Here is a 20509-nt window from a genome sequence, read left to right as displayed (position 1 = left end):
GCAACTGAAGGTCATTTTTTTATGTAGCTATGATGAATTTCCAAATCAAATGTTGAGAAATAGGATCAAATGAGAAAGGGAAATGGATTGAATGATGGAGATTAAAAATTTAATTCCAGTAACATCGAGAGCTGATTTAAGGGTTTGGCTGCAGGAAAATGGTAAGACTGAAAAGTCTCGCTGGGTCTTGGTCCGTATGACGCCAACCCCTGATGTGTTGTTATATTTGGACGCAGTAGAGGAAGCGTTGTGTTTTGGATGGATTGACGGGGTCAAAAAGAAAATATCTGAGACAGGGCTGGCACAGAGGCTGTCTCCCAGAAGTAAAAAAAGTTCATGGACTGAATTAAATAAAGAACGTGTCCGCCGCCTCGAAAAGTTGGGGTTCATGAGAGATGAGGGAAGAAAGGTGCTTCCCGATATGAATTCAGATTCATTTAGTATAGATAAGGTGATAGAGCAGAGGATTAGGGCAGATAATAGAGTATATGACAATTTTTTGGCTTTTCCGGATCTTTATAAAAGAATCCGGATCGACACTATACAAAGCTATAAGAATCAGCCGGAGATATTTAAGAACAGATTAGAAAAATTTCTGACAAACACGAGAGAAAACAAAATGTACGGACAATGGAACGATAATGGACGTCTACTGGATTATGAATATCCTCTACCTTCCCCAATTTAAAAGCCATACGGGTCAAGAAGTATCAGAAAGAAACCGTAAAATTTAAAGTCATAGCCACAGGTATTGGTTATGGCTTTTTTTGGTAGGCGAATGTCATAGGAACACTAGCGGATCCAATTTCATAAATTATCTAGTCGAGAAGGGCGGATGGGCTTATATGCCGGTCGGATCCAGATCCAAACATTCTCGTATAACGATTGTCCCATGCAGGGACAGTGAAATGAATAATACGGAGGGTATTAAATGAACGAATTCCAGAAAGGTCTGCAAAACTTGAATGTCGGCCAATTCCATTCGACGGGGGTGACCCCTACGTCGGCGCAATATCAGAACTGTCCAGGGGATTCCCGCTTATGTGTTGGTGTTTGCTTTTTTTGCGCCGGCGCATGCGGCGGGTTCTGTTCATGCAGTAACTGTTTCCGCTGCAGTAGCTGCTTCGGTTGCGGTGGCTGCGCACGTTGCGGAGGCTGCGCTCGCTGCCGTTGAGTTCCAACAAGCTTCGCTTGGCGATCCGCAAAACGGTATGCCCCTGCAGATGTCACGTCTTGCAGGGGCTGCTCCTTTTCGTTTTAGGCATGACGGACAAAACGCTCTACATAACTTGAAAATGAGGGGAAACCGAAGGTGTGTGCAATGCGGTTATCACCGGCAAAAACTTAGTCTTTTACTTACGAAGCGGTTTTGCCTCCGGCAAAACCTTAAGGAGGAATAAAAACTTGAACCCTTCTATGCGTCTGAAAGTGAAAGGGGATACGTTCTTTCTCCCCGATTCAAACGGAGGCGTCTATTTTCGCAACAATACGGGTTCGTTCCGAATGGAAGGCGAAATGGTCGACCTGTGGATCGAAAAATTGATGCCCATGTTGAGCGGGGAGTATTCCATGGCGGATCTGACGGACGGGCTGCCGGAACCGTACAAGGTACGTGTTTATGAAATCGTGGAAGTACTGCTGAGTAACGGCTTTGTCCGGGATTCCAGCCAAGACCGCCCACACAGCCTTCCGGAAGCGGTGGAACGGAAATATGCCGCACAGATCGAATTTCTGGACAGCTTGGCGGGGGAGGGCGCTTACCGCTTTCAAACCTATCGCCAGGCTAATCCGATTGTGGTTGGTTCCGGTCCGATATTTGTCTCGCTCGTTGGGGCTTTGTTGGAATCTGGGTTGCCCCGGTTTCGTATGTTGATCATGAACCCGGAGACTACGGACTGCCAGCGGATCTCAGAGCTGACGGCGACCGCGCGACTAACGGACTCCGAGATCGTGGTCGAGGAGATTTTTCCGTCGAATGACGGCTTCCTCGATTGGTCTGAGGTCGTGCGGCTGGCGGATTCCGTTCTCTACGTCGCCCAGGATGACGATCCCGGAGAGCTTAAAGCGCTTCATACAGCCTGCAGGGACGCGAAGAAGCTGCTGCTGCCCGCCATCTACATGCAACAGGTGGGCATAGCAGGACCGTTGGTGCACCCGGATTCGGACGTCTGCTTCGAATCCGCATGGCGCAGGATTCACCGAACCGCCCTTGGCGATGCGGATCGGCCGACCCCCGTCTCTACTACGTCGGAAGCCATGCTCGCGAATGTGGTCGTATTCGAATGGTTTAAGACCGTTTCGGGCGCGACGGCTTCAGAATTGAACGGAAAGCTGTTCCTGCTGAATCCGGAGACATTAGAAGGCGGGTGGCATTCGTTACTTCCCCATCCGCTGGTCAGGGGTCTTCGTCCGGCCGAGCCTACGGATCCGTTTGACCTTCCGATCGAGCAGCGTACAGAGAGGCAGGAAGCAGAACGTCTCCTCTCCTATTTCAATCGTTTGACTTCGGCGGAGACCGGCATTCTTCACTTGTGGGAGGAAGGGGACTCGAAGCAGCTCCCGCTCTCGCAGTGTCGCGTTCAGGCCGTCGACCCGCTGTCGGAAGGCCCCGCCGATCTGCTGCCGCAGATCGTCTGTTCGGGAATGACACATCATGATGCAAGGAAGGAAGCAGGGTTGGCCGGTATCGAGGCGTACGTGTCGCGACTGGCCGGGGTTCTGATTACAGCCAGGCCTGAGCAGCCGGATTCCGCCAGCCCGATCGACTCGCAGCCACATGAATATGTAGGGATCGGAGCAGGAGAGACCGTAGCAGAAGCGGTCTTCCGCGGATTGCGGAAATGTCTCTTCGAGGAGCTGAAAAGTCGTTCCGAATCCAGCCAACCCTCCGTTTATCCAATCAAGCTAAGCAAAGTTGAGGACGATATTTGCCGCTTTTATTTGCGCGCATTATCTACGATGCGGGACGCCCCGCTAATCGGCTTGGGGCAAGAAGCGTCAGGTTTCCCGGTCGTTTGGGTCGGTACGAACGGGTACTGGTACGGCGGAGTCGGATTCAACCGCACGATGGCGCTGCGTGAAGCGCTCCGACAGGCGCTAATGAAAACCCAAAACGATACAGCGGACATCCAAGGCCAAATCCTGGAGCGCTCTTCGGTCAAGGTTGAAGAAGTCTTACCTCAGAGTCTGACCATTCCTGGTTTGGATGATTTGGAATCCGGCATGATGCTGCAGTCTGCCCGTCAGATCCTGCAATCGAACCGTAAGCGGATTGCGGTCGTTGACTTGTCGATAGAACCGTTTATGAAAGAAGAGCTGGCAGGCGTGTTTGGCGTGTCGCTGAGAGAGGAGGAGACGCATTGAGCGCAATCGTGACGGTCATTGGGGAAGGACAGCTCGCAGATTTGGTAATCAAGCAATTGTCTGCCGATGACCGCTATCGGCTGTTTCGGCAGGAGAGCATAGAATCCGAAGAGGCGGCAATGGGAGACTTGGCGCTGGTGCTGAACGATGCTTGGGATCCTTCCGTTCATCTTGCGGCGGAGAAGCGGTTCCGACACTCGGGAACACCTTGGCTGCGCGGCTTTGTTGCATTCGGAGAGGGGATTGTCGGTCCGTTGGTTCGTCCGGAGGGGCAAGGATGTTCGCAATGCGCGGATACCCGGTTCCTGCTTGCGGGAAGTGACCGCAGGGAATCGTGGGGCCTACAGCAGATGCTGGCGTCGAATGGGGGGATCGGCCGTGACGCTTGGGCGTCTCACACGGGATTGTTGCAGTTGGCGCGCCTTGTTGCGGCAGAAGCTGTGAAGATGCTAGAGGGTGGAAAGCCGGAGACGGAAAGCCGGATATTCCTGATCGATCTGCGTACGATGAACAGCTCGTCGCACTTCTTCCTGCCCGATCCGCTATGTCCGATCTGCGGCCGATTGCCGGAAGACGATGAGGAGACGGCCCGCATTGCGCTGCAGCCAAGCCTGAAAATCAGCGGCGAAACGTATCGCAGCCGTTCGATGGATGAGCTGAAGGATGTTTTGGCTAAAGATTACCTGGATGCCAGGACTGGTTTTCTGAACGGTAAAATGATTGACCTTGTGTCTCCTTTTGCCGATGCGAGTATCAATTTGCCCTTGTTTAGCGGAGATGAGGCATGCGCGGGTCGGACCCACTCCTATGCGGACAGCGAAATGACGGCCATCCTGGAGGGACTGGAGCGTTATTGCGGTATGTCGCCCCGCGGCAAACGATCCGTCGTCCATGACAGTTTCCGCAATGTGCAGGACCAAGCGCTCGATCCTCTCCGCGTAGGTGTCCATGCGAAGGAACAGTATGAACGAGCAGACTTCCCGTTCAAGCCATTCGATCCCGAGCAGCCGATCGATTGGGTATGGGGTTATTCGTTCCTGCAGCAGCGTCCGATTCTCGTTCCGGAGCTGCTGGCTTATTACAGTTCGGGCTGCGGCCACGGATTCGTCTACGAAACGTCTAATGGCTGCGCGATGGGCGGCAGTCTAGAGGAAGCGATCTTCTACGGGATGCTGGAAGTGGTGGAGCGCGACTCCTTCCTCATGACCTGGTATGCTCGGCTGCCCTTGCCGCGCCTGGACCACCATTCGGTTCAGGATCGGGAATTGAGATGGATGACGGATCGTATAGAGGCCGTGGCGGGCTATGAAGTGCATTTGTATAAATCGACAATGGAGCACGGCATACCGAGCGTGTGGGCGCTCGCGAAAAATAAGAAAGACCGGGGCGTGAACCTCATCTGCGCGGCGGGCGCCCATCCGGATCCGATCCGCGCGGCAAAGAGCGCGATTCACGAGGTGGCGGGCATGCTGCTCACGGTCAGCGAGAAATTCGAGGAAAACCGTCAGCAGTATGAACGGATGCTTCTCGATCCGTATCAGGTTGTCCAGATGGATGATCACGCCATGCTGTACGGGTTGAAACAGGCGGAGGAACGGCTCGATTTTCTGCTGAATGACGATCGTCCGATGCAAACGTTCGCCGAAGCGTTTGAACCGAGGGGCTGGAACGCAGATCTGACCGATGATCTGAAGGCTATGCTGCATGTTTTTCGCCAATTGAATCTTGAAGTGATCGTGGTCGACCAGACGACTCCGGAGACGCGTCGCAACGGACTGCATTGCGTGAAAGTGCTCATTCCCGGCATGCTGCCAATGACGTTCGGGCAGCATCTCATCCGTTTGACGGGACTGGATCGAGTGCTCAGGGTCCCTGCGGAATTGTCTTATTCGCAGAAGCCCTTGTCTCCCGAGCAGCTTAATCCATATCCACACCCGTTCCCATAAATCCGTCAATGGGCGGCGCGGTTGAAGACAAGGAGGAAAGCGATGAGTCTTATGAATTTGGACGTTTTTCTTCACCGCTTGCAATATGATCCGGATAAGGTGAAGCCTTTGGATTGGGAGACGGATTGGGATGACGCACCGCTTCCTTACAAGCTCTATCGCGGTTTGCCAATGTTTCCGCTATCCAGGGAAGTGCCGGCAACGCTCGAAGGCAGGGATACGACCGGTGTGCCTATCCTTCGCGATATCGGACATTTTCTTTACTATGTATTTGGGCTTACGCAATTGACTCAATCCGTCATGGAACGGGATACATCGGAAGAAACGGGAGGCGTCTTGCAGATGTGCCGGCGCTTCGTTCCTTCCGGAGGAGGGCTTTATCCGAGCGAACTGTATCTTTATCTGAAGCTTGGTGAATTGCCTGCCGGCATATACCATTACGATGCGGCGCATCATCGGTTGGCGCTGCTGCGCGAAGGAAATTTCGATGATTATTTAGCGAGGTCGCTCGGGAATCGCTGCGACACGAACGGTTGCTTCGGCGCTGCGTTCGTATCTACGGTTTACTGGAAAAATTTTTACAAATACAATAATTTTGCCTACCGGCTGCAGGGACTAGATGCCGGCATTTTGATCGGACAGCTGCTCGAAATGGCGAAACGATTCGGATTTTCGTCTAGCGTGCATTTTCAATTTCTCGATCAAGCCGTCAATCATCTGCTCGGATTATCGGAACAAGAGGAGAGCGTGTATGCGGTCATCCCGTTATCGGCAGGGCCGGCGATCCGGTGGATAGAAGCCAGAAACGAGGATGAGGACACGGTTTCCGCCCCCGAGCTGTGCGGGGAGTTGTCGCCAGTCAGGCATGATCACTATGTCAAGTCACAGAGGATCGCAGATTATCCGTTGCTGCTTCGGATGAGCGAAGCGTCCCGACTGGATTCGGCGCGATTGTTCCGAGAGATCCGGAAGGATGAACAAGCAATCCCGGATCAAGCGCTCGCACTGCCTCTTCCACCTGTAGACCGCTTGTCGTATGATTTGGCGACGGTTTGCCGCAACCGGTTTTCGCCCGAGACAGAATTTATCTCGAAGCCGATCGGTCTCTCCCGGCTTGCAGCTCTGCTTCGGGAAGCGACGGCTTCCTTCTCGTATCGCAATGACCTGGATGGCCCGCAGGAGCGGCCCGAACCCCGTGTATGCCTTTATGGCTGCTTCTCCGGGGTCGAAGACGTTCCGGATGGTGCTTATCGGTATGATGGTGCCGCGCATGCGCTGCAGTCGGTTTGCCTTGGAGATCACCGACAACGGCTGCAGGAAGGGATGTCGCTTCCGAATATCAATTTGTTTCAAGTACCGCTCGGCTTTCATGTGGCAGGGAAGAGAAATTTCTTTCAATCGCAGCTTGGCAAGAGAGGATACCGCATACAGCAAATGGAGGCGGGGATGCTCGTACACCGATTATTGCTGGCAGCATCGGCCCTTGGTATGGGAGGGCGTCCGCTTCTCGGGTTTGACGCCAATGCCAGCGATGCGCTTTATCGGACGGCTTCCCAGGATGAAACGGGGCTGATTTTTATTCCGGTCGGTCCATATCGTCAACGATTGCGTTTGGCGGGCAGTTTGAGCCGTTGAAATAAAAAAATCATCGCTGACGACATTGACGCGAACGGTCATGTCGTCAGCGATGAAACCCGTCTTTCAAGAAAGGGAGACCGGCCTCTCTAACCAATGATGGCTATAACACGGATGAAGGTCATGCGCGTGGAGGATGGTCCCATGGATGATGAATTCACTTTCACAATACGCTGAGATTGGAAAAAGGGCACTTGCCCCTTTAAAATGGGGAGCTGCCCAAGAGAAGGGGAAGTAGGGGACGAAACGGTTGTCGAAACGAAGACCGAGCGCGTAACGGTCGAGGAAATCATAACCCGATGAATTCGGTATATTTGGGAATGAAACTGCAAGGGGAATTAAGATCATTCACCGTTCATAACATCGCAGGGCTAACCGTGAGGTAGCCCTGTTCTTTATGATAAACAATAAAGTTATTTATTCTGTGGTCTGCTGCATAAAGTTAATCACACTAACGTGACTCAAACCTTTAATCCATTGCTGAAGAGGATTAAGGGTTTTTGTGGTTTCACACATGGAAGGTGCTGGAAAACCATTTGAAATAAAATATAATACTGGAAGAAGACAAAAACAACATAAACGACAAAAACATATATCGTTAGCCGGAAATGGCAAGAATATATTTCCGCTTCAATCCGAGAGGGGTAATCAAATTGAACAATAAATTTAAAGCAGATTCAGAAATTCATATGATAGAAGAAGGTCTTCGTGCGAAAAATATAATTGGCTCAACTGCTAAAGTTATGAACAAAATGAGCGGAACTACCGGCGGACAGGTATACACTCTTGCGGAAAATGAGGAACCCCAATATGTCCTAAAGTTTGATAATCAAATACGTAATATTTTTGTTAAAAAGATATATCAAACATATAGCCAGAGTATTTTACTGCCTAAACTACTTTACTGTAACGATTCAAACGAGTTTATCGTGTATACATTTATTCCTGGTAAAACGCACAACAATCGTGGTTTGAAGAAAAACTGGTTGGCACGATTGGTTGAACATCTGTTGAACCATTATAAAATTTCCCAAAATTTAAATATATGGGGAAGTGTAGATCGCCCATATGACTCTTGGCGTGAGTTTATCGAGCGAAAGTTGAATAATGCACGAAGAAACATTGGGGATATACTACCAATTGAAGATTATAATAGAGTTCAATCGTTAATTGAACGAATTTCCAAGGTGGATTACAAATATTTGATACACGGTGATGCCGGCGTTCATAACTTCGTGTTTTGTGACTACGAATTAGTAGGGGTCATTGATCCATGGCCAATAGTGGGTCCGATGACATATGATTTTACTTACGCATTTTGCTCTTCTCCCGACGACTTAACAATGGAGACATTGTTTGATGCCTATGATTTACTAAAAGATAACAAGATGGAGAAATCCAGGCTCATTGATGAAGTTGTATTTCAACTGTATTGCCGAATCGGTGTCTGTGCTAAATTTCATCCGCATGATTTGCAAGATTACTTAAAGGCGTGGGAGTATTGGAAGGTTCCTCCACATATGTAGACTACATTTGCATTAAAAAATAAAAAAACGGCATCGCAGCCGTTAACTGATTAGGTTGTGTGGGGAATAGGGGGATCGAACCCCTGATCTCATCGCTGCCATCGACGCGCTTTCCTACGTAGGTTAAATTCACTGATGCAAGCATTACCGTAATCCTAATGCTTCATTCTTAACCAGTTTTCTATATTGAGTCGAAGCTTCTTTAATGACTCCGCAATGAGCGCAAGCCGTCAACTTTGGCTGCAATTTCTCAACAATGGCTCCGCTATTGAGGGATTCCTCCATATTTGCAGTGAATTTATTGATCGGCCGACGAAGTTTACCGAAAAATGCTGTAAATAGATCGCCAGCGAGCAAAATATGATCTTCAGGGTGATAATAGGCAACATGACCTAAACTATGTCCAGGCGTGTGATAGGGAATCAGTCCTCCGTAGCTGTTTCCCATATCCAGAGGTTCAAGCTTATTTTTAGCAAGTGGCTGGATGTCGCTATTCTTGCTCCCCTCTCTTAGCTTTGTATAAGACCGTTCCCCAGTGAGAAACGGAATTTCGATCTCGTGTGCCATGACAGGAACAGGTAGGTCTTCAGTTAACTCATAAAGCATCCCGACGTGGTCATGATGTCCATGCGTTAGCAGAATTCGGTTTAGCGGTCGATCGTGAAATGTGGTGTGAAGCGCTTCTCGCATTGAACGCCACATGGAAGACAGGCCTGCATCGACTAAGGTTAATCCATCATGATCTTCAACAATCCAAACCATTACAGGCAGCGGCCAGTACACATATCCTGCCCAAACATGACGCGTCAATTGTTTCAATTTCATTCAATTCAGCACCTTTCATTTTATACATATAGGTACATAATTTCTAAAAAAATTATTGAATCGAACTTAATACGACATGAATGCTATTACGAACAAAGTTTCGATCCGGCGCCGTTTTGATTACAACATTTAACCCAACCAATGCCATCGTTAAAAAATGAGAGGTTGCCTGAATATCCAAATGTACTGGAATTTCACCAGCATTTATTCCATCATTCAATGCATCTGAGAGGATGCTGGATATTTGGTTTTGAAATTCGCGTCCTTTACGAGCAATAAACTCATCGCGCACAGCCAATTCCGCTATCGAATTAACAAAAAAGCAGCCGCGTTGGGCTTCGTGGCTCATCAATGAATCCATAAAACGAACAAATACAGCCTCAATGCCTCGAAAGCCGGAACCGTTCTTTTTCAAAATATCATGTAACTTGTCTAAATAGTTTTGTTGGTATGTATGTATCGCCGATTCAAACAATGCACGTTTATCGCCGAATGCAGCGTAAAGACTCGGGCGATTTATTCCAATCTTTTTCGCCAAATCCGCAACGGTCGTTGCTTCGTACCCTTTCTCCCAAAATAATTCCAAGGCGTCATTCAATGCTTTATTCTCATCAAACTCTCGGGGACGTGCCACTTCTTCACCTCATTATGTACATTTAGGTACATAATGAATGTAACATATCTAGATCTTAGTTTCAACGTTCTGAAACAAACAATTTGCTGAGAAGGCTTTTAGACCACATATTAATTGGTATTCAATTAGATGACATTAAATTCGGTGTAGGTCCTGGTGCTTTTTAATCCGATTTGGTTATGGTTAAATATCGAATCAAGATGGGGCGGGTTTCCCTAAAGGGACGCAGGGATGGATGACCGGACCAATGTTAGATTCAAACGCATATAGCAATTTGAAAGAAACGGCAATTCATTATAGGTGTTAAAATCAGGGGGGGAGGGAATGCAATGAATACACATAAGATAATCATAGCAGGATGGTTTACCGTTGACCCGAATAAGCGCGATGAAGTTGTAAAAGCGCATGAAGACCTGATGAAGCGTGCTAGACAGGCACAAGGATGTCTTGACCTAGCAATAACGGCTGATCCGATTGATCCTTCGCGGATCAACAATTTTGAGTATTGGCAGTCAGAAGAGGATTTAGAGTCGTTTCGTGCTGTAGCCAATCCTCCAAAGCAAATTACTCCAATCCTAAGCGTTGAAATGCAGAAACATGAAATCAATAAATCGGGACCGCCATTCTAAGTGAACCGGGACACAATAATTCAAAACTAAGCGACAGCAGCTGGTTAAAAATCGGCTGTTGTTTTTGTTGAAGTATTGGTTGTTGAGGGTTCAAGTAACGGAAAACGATTACTCAAATGAGGGCATTAGATGTGTATCATAGATATATCAGGGGGTTATTATGAGCGAAAATAATTATCTGAATGATGATGTAGCTTTTAAAAAAATTAAAACTGAACTCTTAACTACTTATCATGTAAAAGACGAAATAACAAATCCAATGGTAATTTATAAAGAAATGGATATAGGTAACGACAAAGAGAGAATGTACGATTCATTTTCTGATACATACATTCCACTGAAATATATTCAATTTGCAGACGGTGAAATTGTAATTTCAGCCATTTCTGACTATATAGACTTCGCAAAGGGTTATTATCAAATATTTTCTGAAAATCTCTTCAGCGATAAAGCTTTTGATTACCTATATGATTTTTTTAGTGTAGAAGTCAAAGGTTTTAATTTAATCCCTTATATAGGGAATCAGGAAAATGAAAAATATTTATCGATATATGGGTTAGGTGAAAAAGCTAATATTGTATACTCGAACATTCAAAATTCGACTATTCAGTTCAATGCCGATACTTCAAATGAAAATATTACCCATTCATATGAAGAATTAGCGCCTGATCGAGTTTATTACGGTACTTTACTCGGAAACAAAATAGTTTCATTTGTAGGATGTAATAACGTACCGTTATCTTCTACTATTGTGGACATTGGTCTAGAAACACATGAGGATTACAGACAGAATGGCTACGCTCTATCAAATGTTGCGGCAATGTCGAATTATTTAATCACCAATGGACATGTTGTTAAATATTGTTGCAATCATAAGAATGCAAATTCAATTAAAACAGCTGTATCGAGCGGGTTTAAAACAGTTGCAAATGAAAAGACATTTTGGTGCGTAAATCCCTGATGCTTGAACTCGTAACACAGTGGGCACTCCAACCGTTCTTTCCATGTAATTGCTTATTACTTTCCGCCTGCTAGATCGATATTCCGAAGTATGACAATCAGTTGTCATATTTATTAGATTATCCTGAGGTTGTCAGAAACAAATGAGACAGAACCTTAGGAGGAGATTTACATATGGCAAAATTGTTGATGGTAAAAGCAAATGATCGGCCAGCCGATCAATCCGTAAGTGTTAGGATGTACGAGGCTTTCTTGCAGGCTTACCAAGAAGCCCACCCGGATGATCGGGTAGAGGTGCTTGACCTCTATGATGCCGAACTGCCTTATTATGGCGATAAGGCCATCAGCGGACTACACAAGTTGAATCAAGGTTTAGTGCCCACTCCGAACGAAGAGAAAGCGGCACAACTGGTCAATCGGTACTTGGACCAGTTCCTCGAAATGGATAAGATCGCTTTCGCCTTTCCGCTATGGAACAGTACGGTTCCTGCGCCGCTAATTACTTATATATCTTATCTTACGCAAGCAGGCAAGACATTCCGTTATACTTCGGAAGGCCCGATCGGACTGGCGGCAGATAAGAAGGTTGTATTGCTCAACGCTCGCGGCGGCAACTATTCGATCGATTATATGGCGCCCTATGAGATGGCAGTGACTTATATGCGGAACATGATCGGCTTGTGGGGCATACGGAATCCGGAATTGGTGGTCATCGAAGGTCATCAACAGCATGGCGACGACTCCAATATCATTATCGAAGATGGGCTTCGGAACACTGCGGCGTTAGCAGTCCGGTTTTGAATGTTCGGAAATATAGAGGCGGTGACAATCCGCTATCTGGTGGATTAAGCACATACATGGAAAGGGTGAACTCTTTTGCCAGCAATCACAGAAAGACCACGATTAACTTGGACCGAGATCTGTGCCAGGCGTTTAGAACGTCATGGGCTATCAGCATCACTCGAGGGAATTCCGTTTGCCCAAGTCGCCAGCACGCTCTGCGGCATTCACGCTCAGGTCATGTCGGCAGCAGAGTTGTCGATCGGGCTGCGGACAGCAGCAGCAAAGCGCGAACATATCCACGACGCCTTGTGGAGCGAGCGGAGTCTGGTCAAAGCGTTCGGACCGCGCGGTACCGTACATCTGCTGGCTTCTGAGGATTTGCCCATGTGGACCGGAGCGTTAACTGCCATCCCTTTATCGTCCGGTAGCACTCCAAGAGACCCGACCAGCCTTCCCGAGGGCGTGAGATTGACACCCGAACAGATCGAAGAGGTTATTGAAGTCCTCTCGGCAGTGCGTACTGAGATGACTGTTGACGAGTTGGATGAAGCGGTGATCGGCGCCACCGGATCTTGGGCTGCCGATCCGGTTATGCCTGCATTTGGAGGGATGTGGCCTAGATGGCGTCTAGCTTTGGCGATAGCAGGTATTCGAGGAGCATTGTGTTATGGACCTAACCGGGGCCGCAAAGTCACTTATATCAGTCCCAAACGTCATCTTCCCGGATTTCGTACGATGGATGGACACACAGCCCTCATCCAGGTCGTAAAACACTATTTATATGCTTACGGACCTGCCACGTCACAACAGTTCGCAAAGTGGTTGAATGCACCTCCGAGATGGGCGGCGGAGCTATTCAGCGCGATGGCTGATGAGCTTCAAGAGGTAGATGTTGATGGAGATACGGCATGGGTACTGTCTGGTGACACCTTGTTCCCATCAACAGAGCCCCGAGGCGTTCGGCTACTGCCCTACTTCGACGCCTACACGGTTGGCTGTCATCCGCGCGATAGGTTATTTCCCGGAGTAGCTGCCAAACGGGCATTGTCCGGAGGCCAAGCTGGCAACTTCCCGGTTATGCTCTTGGACGGCGTTGTTGCAGGTGTTTGGAATTTGCGTAAATCCAGTCGAAATCTGTTGATTACAGTGGAACCATTTGGTAACCTTACCGCGATGCAGCGCCGCGAGCTCAACGACCAGGCAGAGCGAATCGGGTACTTTCTTGGGGGGCAGCCCCAACTGACCTTTGGCCGAGTGGGGACAGGAGCACATGCGTAAGTTGCAACAAGGTCAACTAATTGTAGGGATTAACAGGATGATCGGGTAATCTTCGGCCATTCGATGTCGCTGTTCAGATGTTAGGGTGAACCATAACATAAATAATGGCGAGTTGTTTGGAGATAAAGGACAGCATTTCTATTTATGAAGAAATATGAGGTTATACGGAATTGTTTCTTTCTTTGAGCAGCCACCCTCGCGCCAATGAAACAGGTGAAGGAGAACTGCTTTTTTTCTTAGAAGAAGCCTGCTGTTTCGGAATTTTTCCGAACAGCAGGCTTTTAATTGCTTTGTAGGCTATAGCATCCGATATTGCCATCGTATTTTCATTCCGAATCGTGAATCTGTGCCTAGACATTCCCTTATCGTTTAGTGGAATAACATAAAACACCTCTTGAGGATCCTAAGCTAGTGTATATATCTCAACTTTCAGTGTAGTGATTTGATCAACATTCATATGATCTAACACCGATCTTTGAAATGAAGTTTTCAAATTCATGATGTAAATGCCGCCAGTAATAGGGGGACCGGGGAAGTATTACAAGTAGGAAGAATTTTTTTCTTAATCCGCTCAGGGAGGAAGAATTTGGAGTGCATTATCGTGTTGGGTTTGACCAGACAAGGTATGTTTACGTCATTTCAATATAGGGTGGAGATTTCCTTCATGCAGGCGTTAAGTCAGCTTCAAGATTCCGTCTAAGCAATGAACCCAATCGTTGAGCCATAAAGGAAGGAGGGAGAGGTTTTCCATTCTTGAACCACCATTCCACTACCCCTACGATAGCCGCTCCTAAAAATTGGTCATCAACATCCGCACCGTCAGTTAATCCTTGATTGTTCCCTTCTGGCATGTTGTTCTCTTTCTTCTCTAATTCTTGGAGAAAAAACTCAAGGAATCGATTGCGGAAAAAAGCGCTCCCTTTACTCGCTAGCAATGCGGAGAAGAATAAAGAATGACGCTCGAAATAATCGAACCATAACAACCCCGCATCGATATAATCGGCGTCATCGTCTGTTGAATCGCAGAGTTCCCGCATCTCGTCAATATGTTCTTCGATGAGCTTATCCAGAAGATCAAATTTGTCCACGTAGTGAAGATAGATGGTTCTTCGGCTAACATCTGCCCTGTCGGAAATATCTTGTATCGTAATCTGATCGAAATTTTTTTCATTCATCAGATCAATAACCGCCATTTTTATTGCTTCTTGGGATTTGCGTATCCTTCGATCCATTTTTACCACTTGAGAATCACCAGCTTTCCTGAAAATAAATACACAATTATAAGAGGTTTGTGAACTAATGCACGGAACCTGCCTTTTTAATCATTGTAGACTTTCTACTTCCGTTTACAATTATACATAGTCGTTTCTTAATATACTAATGTGCATTTTATGTGCATCTATGGAGATGGATTTAATCATGATCACTAATCGAAGGGGAACACCTCAATGAAAATCGCGGTTATTGGAGCAACAGGGGCAACTGGAAGGAAAGTGATGGAGAGGGCACTTGAATTGGGACATGAGGTTGTAGCCGTGGCTCGCCGGCCGGAAGTCATAACCCCCGCAGAGCGGCTCAGCACTCGGCAGGGGTATGTATTCGACGCGTCGAGTATGGCAAATGCCATTGCCGGTACAGATGTGGTAATCAGTTGCATAGGCCCAACAAAAAACTTCCCGCCGGGTACCTTCATGTCGAAGGGAATCCCGAATATGCTTGCGGCAAATTTTTCGCCGGGTACCGTCATGTCGGAGGGAACTCCGAATATCCTTGCGGCCTGTCAGCGTGCTGGAGTTAAGCGCTTAGTCATGCAGAGCGGCATTGGTCTGAGCGACGGGAAAGAACTTTCCGCAGTCAATCGGTGGGCAATGCGTATTCACCAGAGTATCTTCTCGAAGGCGATCAAGGACAAGGCCATTGCCGAGCGTGCGGTGCAGCGGAGTGACCTGGATTGGGTTATTGTACGACCGGCCGGACTTCGTGACGTGGCTGCCACTTTGAAATATACTGCAGGTCCATCAGCTCGCATCGCTCCATTCCGGTCGCTCCCCTTTATAGACTGTGCCGACTGCCTCGTGCGGGCGGCGACGAGTGAACCAACCTGGGTAAGGAAGATCGTTAATGTTGGACGATAACATACAGTTGAGATATTAAGATCCGTTAAGCAGGGATCTTCCCGATGTAGCAATTCAAGAAAAACAAAAATCGGCCCTTTCACAAGCATGCGAACAGTGGCCGATTTTTAATGAAATTATTGTTTGGTCAATATAATCGGTCCATCCGCAGTAATGGCGATCGTATGCTCGTACTGTGCGGAAAGCGAGCCATCAGCGGTTCTGGCGGTCCATCCGTCGGCATCAACCGTCATTAACGCTTTTCCGGCATTTATCATCGGCTCGATGGTAAGAACCATCCCTTCCTTCAAGCGGAACCCTTTGCCCGGCTTCCCGACGTGGGGATAATTAGGTTCCTCATGCATCTCTCTTCCAACTCCGTGACCGAGCAGATCGCGCACCACCGAGAATCCGTTTCGCTCGGCATGGGTTTGAACCGCATGCATCACATCGCCGATTCGGTTTCCGACGACAGCTTTTTCGATACCAAGATCTAAGCATTCCTTCGTTACCCGCATCAGTTTACGTGCTTCTTCCGATACCTCGCCGACCGCATAACTCCAAGCGGAATCGCCGATCCAGCCGTCCGCTTCCGCGACGATGTCGATTGTGACGATGTCGCCTTCCTTGAGCGGCTTCTGGTTCGGAAAACCATGCGCTATGACGTCGTTGACAGACGCACATGTTGCAAACGGATAACCGTTGTAGCCTATCGTATAAGCCTTGGCATCATTCTCCTTCAGGAACCGTAGTGCAAACGACTCGATATCGAGCGTCGAGATACCCGGCCGGATCATATTTGCGATTGCTTGATGAAAAGCAGCGACAATTTGGCCGGCTTTTCTCATTTCTTCAATTTCTGCTTTAGATTTCAGGGTGACCATTCCATTTATCTCTCCTTTGCCTGTATGCCTGAAAAGATCATATCGACGATGCTATCCACATCCATCTCGCTTTGCATATTGTGATGGATGTTCAAAGCTGCGCAGCCCACAAGCGAGCCAAATATCAGATTAGCTGTTTTCTCCGGTGACGTGGAACCGATTTCTTCGCGAATCATTTCCACAAACGGCAAATAGATCCGTTCCTGAAAATCGGCAGACAGCTTAATAAACCGGTTTCCCGGGAAGTGATGAAAATTATCCGCAACCGTTTTAAGCAAAATAAATACGGAAGGATCTTGGACGCACTCCTGCAGGAGCAGCCTGGAGAACGACTCAGCTTTATGCAAACTGACACCGTCCCCGGTCAAAGCGGGCAGTACGGCCGACTCCGCTCGATACAGGGCATCCCACAGTAAATCTTCCAAAAGCATGTGCTTATTTTTGTAGTAATGATACACGGTTCCGTATCCGAGCTCTGCCTTAACCGCAACATCGCGTATTTCCAAATGAATGCCCTTCTCCAAATACACTTCCGCAGCCGCTTGCATAATTTGGTTCATCCGCATCTCCCGGATCGCGTCATTCTGTTCTTTGGTACGTGGTGACATGGCTCCTCCTTTTTTAGACCTGCAGTAATGTCGATATAAAATGAATATACATCATTGGGAAGTAAGGAGCAACTTCGATTCGCCTGTTTTTCGGATAATGCTTAGAATGTGGGGCATTTTCAATGATTTATTCATCCAATTCATTTTCAGCGACCTGCATATACATGAATTAACTCTTCTCTGAAGGGTGATTTACATTCAAAAACTTTTCACATCCTTTTACTAAGAGGAGGGTACTTCAACCACTTGAATAAGAATATTAAGGAACTGATCAGCCACAAAAAGATTATCGGAGTAGGTGCAAGGCGAGTTGTTTATGTTCTTGGGAATAATTTTGTACTAAAAGTAGCTAAATCTAAGTACGGGATAAAGAGTAACAAGAAAGAGGTGATGTTATACAAGTTATCTCCTTCAAAGATAAAGAAACATCTTGCTCGGGTTCAACAATATGGGGATGGATATGACTGGTTAGTCATGAAACGTTATTGTTCGAATTTCAAAAAAAACAATACAAATATGCGAAGACTCTTTGCCATGAAAGCTAAGTTCAGATATTACGGAGTCCTTCCATTCGAAGTAACAACGAATAACGGTAAACCCAACTACGAAAACATACGTCTTAAGTCGAATAATGAGATCGTTGTAATTGACTATGGGAATTTTAAATGGTGAGGCAAGCTACTTGATAGCATCATTATCATCATCTAATTTACCTCAAAGCGAATTTTGATCCTAAAGTGAGCATATGCCGAAAGTGTCATTCCACAAGAAGGGCCGAACATTCACTCTTAATAGCCGCGTAGCTGCGGCTTTTTGTGTTTAATCGATATCGTTTGGTGGGGAGGACGTCGCATCCTCCGCATTCGCAGACGTCGAAGGAAATGGACTCCAGAGGTGTCGGAGGCAACCAGACGGCGAGCTCTTGTTGACTGTAAAAATATGGATTAGTAATATTGTCATTGAATAGATATTTTCGAAAGTGGGGCTTCCAAATGTCACCAGGCATTCAATGTAATAGAATGAGATAATAGCAATGAGTTAGGAATTATTTATTTAATCAAGATTCAATGACCAAGGAGAACTCATGGACCCAAAAATAAAATTAATGTTCCAGGACGAACATGTCACTGAAGGCGCTGCGCGGTTTGGAGTCAGTCCCAAGGACCTAACGCTCATTGGAGGTTTTCAAAACTTTATTTATTCCTATCATCGCAATGAAATGAAATACATTCTCCGATTTACTCCAAGTACTCTTCGCACTTCGGAAGGACTTGCAGCTGAAATCGAATGGATTCGGTATCTTTCGAAGAAAGGGATGTTGGTTTCAGAACCGGTTTCATCACTTGATGGAAAAGAGTTTGAATGTATCCAAGGCAATGCGATGGATTTCTACGTGGCCTCTTTCAAACATGCACCCGGCAGTAAAATCGGATATCCAGAATGCCTGGGGAATTTAATGCTTTATGAACAATGCGGACGCATTACTGGCCGACTTCATGAACTCTCCAAACTTTACAAACCAATGGCTAGAAGACACACCTGGGAATTTAATGAATACATCTTACGAGCAAAAGATTATTTACCGTCAGAGCTTCAACCGGTTCTTCATGCCCTGGAAGAAATAAAAAAACATTTAACTAGCCTGCCTGTTAATACTGATAACTTTGGTTTAATTCATGGTGATATTAATGTAGGGAATTTCACAGTTGATGAATTAGGGCAGATAACATTATTTGATTTCGATGAGTGTCAGTACAGTTGGTATGCCGAGGACATTGCAATTCAGCTCTATTATTTGCTGTATGTATTCGGGGAAGATTCGAAGTCTGAACGTAAGGTGCAATACGAGCATTTTATTAAACATTTTGAGCTAGGCTACACAGAAGACGGCCGCCAAATGCCGGACGACTGGAAGGAAATGATGAAGCTTTTCCTCAGACTACGCGAAATTATTGTAGTTGTGGGTATGTACCGGAGCTGGGATCTAAGTCAGCCGGACGGTTGGACCCGCGATTTCATCCAAGATAGTAAAACGCGCATCATGAAGGGTTTATCATTGATCGACTAGTTCTAGAAGTTCTTGTAAAGAGGTCTAGCAGCGTTGAGTTTGTGAACGAAATTCGAAAGAGGGAAAATACATGAGAGCATTTATTATTACAGGTACGTCTCGTGGTTTGGGTTTTGAGATCTGTAAACAGCTTATTAACCGTAATCATCTTATCTTTGCAGTTGCAAGGAACAATAATGACTCTCTGAACGAATTCGCAGCTCAAAACGATTGTAAATTACATTTTGTGAAATATGATCTGCAAAACACAGATGGCATATCAGAATTAATTAAAGGAATAATGGAACGAGTTCATGGCGAAATAGAGTCGATTACATTGATTAATAACGCAGCTCAAGTAACACCTTTAGGGAATATAGACAATTGCAAACCTGAAGATACAGTAAAAAGTATACAGACAAACTTATTAGCTCCTATCCTGTTAACCCAGTCTTTAATAAATCAAACGGATGAGAGGAAAGTCCATCGAATCATTGTAAACGTCTCTTCTGGTTCCGCTAAAGATGCGACAGCTGGCATGAGCTTGTACTGTGCTTCAAAGGCTGCTTTAAATATGTTCACGTCCTGCATACAATTGGAGGATCATAAATCGTTAACCATATACAAAATAGATCCAGGTATGGTTGATACCCCTATGCAGGAGGTGGCGCGAAACCAAGAAGGACTAGCCATTGCAACTTTTTTTAAGGAAGCCAAAGAAAAAGGTGCCATGAAATCGGCTGAAGATGTTGCTAAAAAAATTGTTAGAAGGATTTTAGCTTCTCAGAGTAAAAGCGAACGGAAACGATAGTTCAATGAAGATATTTGAAGGCAGCCGGCCCGAAAGCCGGCTGCCTTTTTCCCATAATTAACGGGCTGAAGGGTTTTATGGTTATAACCCCCAGTATGGAATGGGTAGCGATGATGGTGACCCGAGACAGAGGAAGTGAAGTTTAAACCTCTGTCAAGGTTCTGTTCATAACACGGAGATGGAACAGAATTGCCCTAGTTGATGATGGAAATGACCTATTTTTTATAAATCATGCAGCATTTAGACTTAGTTTTTGTAAGCGTTCCCTGGTATTAAAGTTCAAGGAGGAATGGGATGGAGCGTGTATCCGTTCACACAGCGATAGAAGGGGCAAGAAGATTTCATAGGTTGATCTGAGGTGCCTTGACGTCTTAGACGTGGGGCATCTTTGTTAATTCAAGGAAAACGGCTTTAACAGCTTCCTGACATCCCAAGTCATCTGGAAAGGCATCTGGGGAAGAAGCAT

At 46.6% G+C, this 20509-nt stretch carries 20 protein-coding genes; 14 read left to right on the top strand and 6 right to left on the bottom strand.

Translation table 11 applies throughout. The features are described 5' to 3' along the window. Positions 1-94 precede the first annotated feature (94 nt). The 6 genes from CJP46_RS25935 to CJP46_RS25910 all read left to right on the top strand — a co-directional run bounded on the left by CJP46_RS25935 (position 95) and on the right by CJP46_RS25910 (position 8470). Positions 95-688 (top strand): YdeI/OmpD-associated family protein, encoded by a 594-nt coding sequence (locus CJP46_RS25935; RefSeq protein ID WP_094598630.1) that lies wholly within the window; start codon positions 95-97, stop codon positions 686-688. Positions 689-931: 243 nt separating this feature from the next. Next, positions 932-1174: a heterocycloanthracin/sonorensin family bacteriocin gene (locus CJP46_RS25930; RefSeq protein ID WP_094598530.1), complete on the top strand. Its 243-nt coding sequence runs from the start codon at positions 932-934 to the stop codon at positions 1172-1174. Positions 1175-1404: 230 nt separating this feature from the next. After that, on the top strand, positions 1405-3363 hold the full coding sequence (locus CJP46_RS25925; protein WP_094598529.1) for a putative thiazole-containing bacteriocin maturation protein: 1959 nt from the start codon (positions 1405-1407) through the stop codon (positions 3361-3363). Beyond that, positions 3360-5309, top strand: a complete 1950-nt coding sequence (locus tag CJP46_RS25920) for a TOMM precursor leader peptide-binding protein (RefSeq protein ID WP_094598528.1) — start codon at positions 3360-3362, stop codon at positions 5307-5309. The genes CJP46_RS25925 and CJP46_RS25920 overlap by 4 nt, the downstream gene beginning before the upstream one ends. Positions 5310-5351: 42 nt before the next feature. Then, entirely contained in the window at positions 5352-6944 is a 1593-nt protein-coding gene (locus tag CJP46_RS25915) for a SagB family peptide dehydrogenase (protein WP_094598527.1), read from the top strand. A gap of 653 nt (positions 6945-7597) precedes the next feature. Beyond that, positions 7598-8470, top strand: coding sequence for an aminoglycoside phosphotransferase family protein (locus tag CJP46_RS25910; RefSeq protein WP_256992533.1), 873 nt, complete (start codon positions 7598-7600; stop codon positions 8468-8470). Positions 8471-8614: 144 nt separating this feature from the next. Here the strand turns inward: CJP46_RS25910 and CJP46_RS25905 are convergent, their stop codons facing one another. Both CJP46_RS25905 and CJP46_RS25900 read right to left on the bottom strand, forming a co-directional pair. Then, positions 8615-9295 carry an MBL fold metallo-hydrolase gene (locus CJP46_RS25905; protein ID WP_094598526.1) on the bottom strand — a complete coding sequence of 227 codons (681 nt, stop codon included), beginning with the start codon at positions 9293-9295 and terminating at the stop codon, positions 8615-8617. A gap of 52 nt (positions 9296-9347) precedes the next feature. Continuing rightward, complete coding sequence (locus tag CJP46_RS25900; RefSeq protein ID WP_094598525.1) at positions 9348-9929, bottom strand: TetR/AcrR family transcriptional regulator; 582 nt, start codon at positions 9927-9929, stop codon at positions 9348-9350. A 329-nt stretch (positions 9930-10258) separates the two neighbouring features. Here CJP46_RS25900 and CJP46_RS25895 point away from each other — a divergent pair, with 329 nt between their 5' ends. The 4 genes from CJP46_RS25895 (at position 10259) to CJP46_RS25880 (ending at position 13579) form a co-directional block, all read left to right on the top strand. Continuing rightward, positions 10259-10558: a putative quinol monooxygenase gene (locus CJP46_RS25895; protein WP_094598524.1), complete on the top strand. Its 300-nt coding sequence runs from the start codon at positions 10259-10261 to the stop codon at positions 10556-10558. Positions 10559-10718: 160 nt separating this feature from the next. Then, complete coding sequence (locus CJP46_RS25890; RefSeq protein ID WP_094598523.1) at positions 10719-11519, top strand: GNAT family N-acetyltransferase; 801 nt, start codon at positions 10719-10721, stop codon at positions 11517-11519. A gap of 173 nt (positions 11520-11692) precedes the next feature. Continuing rightward, positions 11693-12319 (top strand): FMN-dependent NADH-azoreductase, encoded by a 627-nt coding sequence (locus CJP46_RS25885; RefSeq protein WP_094598522.1) that lies wholly within the window; start codon positions 11693-11695, stop codon positions 12317-12319. A gap of 75 nt (positions 12320-12394) precedes the next feature. Next, the gene (locus CJP46_RS25880; protein WP_094598521.1) at positions 12395-13579 is read left to right on the top strand and encodes a winged helix DNA-binding domain-containing protein; all 1185 of its coding nucleotides are present in this window, start codon (positions 12395-12397) and stop codon (positions 13577-13579) included. 160 nt (positions 13580-13739) lie between these two features. Here CJP46_RS25880 and CJP46_RS36690 read toward each other — a convergent pair whose 3' ends face one another. After that, a complete protein-coding gene (locus CJP46_RS36690) occupies positions 13740-13898 on the bottom strand; it encodes a hypothetical protein (RefSeq protein ID WP_179281337.1) in 159 nt (52 codons plus the stop codon). Between the two features lie 343 nt (positions 13899-14241). Next, complete coding sequence (locus CJP46_RS25875) at positions 14242-14820, bottom strand: TetR/AcrR family transcriptional regulator (RefSeq protein WP_094598520.1); 579 nt, start codon at positions 14818-14820, stop codon at positions 14242-14244. Between the two features lie 207 nt (positions 14821-15027). Here CJP46_RS25875 and CJP46_RS25870 point away from each other — a divergent pair, with 207 nt between their 5' ends. Further along, entirely contained in the window at positions 15028-15714 is a 687-nt protein-coding gene (locus CJP46_RS25870; protein WP_094598519.1) for an NAD(P)-dependent oxidoreductase, read from the top strand. Positions 15715-15830: 116 nt separating this feature from the next. Here the strand turns inward: CJP46_RS25870 and map are convergent, their stop codons facing one another. Both map and CJP46_RS25860 read right to left on the bottom strand, forming a co-directional pair. Then, entirely contained in the window at positions 15831-16577 is a 747-nt protein-coding gene (gene map, locus CJP46_RS25865; RefSeq protein WP_094598518.1) for a type I methionyl aminopeptidase, read from the bottom strand. Between the two features lie 5 nt (positions 16578-16582). After that, on the bottom strand, positions 16583-17185 hold the full coding sequence (locus CJP46_RS25860) for a TetR/AcrR family transcriptional regulator (protein ID WP_094598517.1): 603 nt from the start codon (positions 17183-17185) through the stop codon (positions 16583-16585). Positions 17186-17431: 246 nt separating this feature from the next. Here CJP46_RS25860 and CJP46_RS25855 point away from each other — a divergent pair, with 246 nt between their 5' ends. The 3 genes from CJP46_RS25855 to CJP46_RS25845 all read left to right on the top strand — a co-directional run bounded on the left by CJP46_RS25855 (position 17432) and on the right by CJP46_RS25845 (position 20043). Then, positions 17432-17857: a hypothetical protein gene (locus tag CJP46_RS25855; protein ID WP_094598516.1), complete on the top strand. Its 426-nt coding sequence runs from the start codon at positions 17432-17434 to the stop codon at positions 17855-17857. 412 nt (positions 17858-18269) lie between these two features. Then, on the top strand, positions 18270-19253 hold the full coding sequence (locus tag CJP46_RS25850) for a phosphotransferase enzyme family protein (RefSeq protein ID WP_094598515.1): 984 nt from the start codon (positions 18270-18272) through the stop codon (positions 19251-19253). Between the two features lie 70 nt (positions 19254-19323). After that, entirely contained in the window at positions 19324-20043 is a 720-nt protein-coding gene (locus CJP46_RS25845) for an SDR family NAD(P)-dependent oxidoreductase (protein ID WP_094598514.1), read from the top strand. Positions 20044-20509 lie beyond the last annotated feature (466 nt).

This window comes from Paenibacillus sp. XY044 (assembly GCF_002257645.1).
GTDB lineage: Bacteria > Bacillota > Bacilli > Paenibacillales > Paenibacillaceae > Paenibacillus_AQ.
Note: the sequence above shows the minus strand (reverse complement) of the source record. Positions and strands in the feature narration are given on the sequence as shown.

Excerpts from the sequence above, each read along its gene's own strand:
- CJP46_RS25905 (WP_094598526.1), bottom strand. The coding sequence starts at position 9,295 with ATGAAATTGAAACAATTGACGCGTCATGTTTGGGCAGGATATGTGTAC.
- CJP46_RS25860 (WP_094598517.1), bottom strand. The coding sequence starts at position 17,185 with ATGTCACCACGTACCAAAGAACAGAATGACGCGATCCGGGAGATGCGG.
- CJP46_RS25845 (WP_094598514.1), top strand. The coding sequence starts at position 19,324 with ATGAGAGCATTTATTATTACAGGTACGTCTCGTGGTTTGGGTTTTGAG.
- CJP46_RS25930 (WP_094598530.1), top strand. The coding sequence starts at position 932 with ATGAACGAATTCCAGAAAGGTCTGCAAAACTTGAATGTCGGCCAATTC.
- map (WP_094598518.1), bottom strand. The coding sequence starts at position 16,577 with ATGGTCACCCTGAAATCTAAAGCAGAAATTGAAGAAATGAGAAAAGCC.
- CJP46_RS36690 (WP_179281337.1), bottom strand. The coding sequence starts at position 13,898 with ATGGCAATATCGGATGCTATAGCCTACAAAGCAATTAAAAGCCTGCTG.
- CJP46_RS25850 (WP_094598515.1), top strand. The coding sequence starts at position 18,270 with ATGGACCCAAAAATAAAATTAATGTTCCAGGACGAACATGTCACTGAA.
- CJP46_RS25935 (WP_094598630.1), top strand. The coding sequence starts at position 95 with ATGGAGATTAAAAATTTAATTCCAGTAACATCGAGAGCTGATTTAAGG.
- CJP46_RS25885 (WP_094598522.1), top strand. The coding sequence starts at position 11,693 with ATGGCAAAATTGTTGATGGTAAAAGCAAATGATCGGCCAGCCGATCAA.
- CJP46_RS25895 (WP_094598524.1), top strand. The coding sequence starts at position 10,259 with ATGAATACACATAAGATAATCATAGCAGGATGGTTTACCGTTGACCCG.
- CJP46_RS25870 (WP_094598519.1), top strand. The coding sequence starts at position 15,028 with ATGAAAATCGCGGTTATTGGAGCAACAGGGGCAACTGGAAGGAAAGTG.
- CJP46_RS25890 (WP_094598523.1), top strand. The coding sequence starts at position 10,719 with ATGAGCGAAAATAATTATCTGAATGATGATGTAGCTTTTAAAAAAATT.
- CJP46_RS25915 (WP_094598527.1), top strand. The coding sequence starts at position 5,352 with ATGAGTCTTATGAATTTGGACGTTTTTCTTCACCGCTTGCAATATGAT.